Annotated in this window: 1 protein-coding gene; it reads left to right on the plus strand. The window is 40.9% G+C overall.

Features of this window, described 5'->3' with window-relative positions; all coding sequences use genetic code 11:
• Positions 1–553 (plus strand): Ig-like domain-containing protein (locus tag HMPREF9074_RS11235; RefSeq protein WP_034540883.1); only part of this gene is annotated, 553 nt, incomplete at both ends.

The raw sequence follows: 553 nt of genomic DNA on the forward strand, positions 1-553 counted from the left end.
AAACAATACCCCATCAGGTATTTATACGTTAACATATCAAATTTGTACTATAGCAACGCCAACAGCTTGTGCAACAGCAACTGTAGAGGTAACAGTAAGTGCTACAACTACCAGCACTACTCCAGTATTGCCAATAGCAGCTGATGATCGTACTACCACTCCTATAGATATACCAGTAGTGGTTAGTGTACTGGCTAACGATACGCCAAACGGAGCTACAGCACCTAATGTAGTAACTAATCCTACTAATGGTACGACAGTAGTAAATCCTGACGGCACTATCGAATACCGTCCACATACAGGTTTTGTAGGTATTGATACCTTTGTGTATGAGCTTTGCAATACCGATGGCTGTGCTTCAGCTACCGTTACTATCGAGGTAGTGAATAAGCTAGTACCTTATAATGGTATGTCAGTAGATGGTGATGGTAAGAACGAACACTTCCATATCGCAGGTATAAATCGTTACCCAGATAATGTGGTACGTATTTATAACCGTTGGGGAGTAAAAGTGTTTGAAACAGAAGGTTATGACAACGTAACTCGCGTATTT

This window comes from Capnocytophaga sp. oral taxon 329 str. F0087 (assembly GCF_000213295.2).
In the GTDB taxonomy this organism is placed as follows: Bacteria; Bacteroidota; Bacteroidia; order Flavobacteriales; family Flavobacteriaceae; genus Capnocytophaga; species Capnocytophaga leadbetteri_A.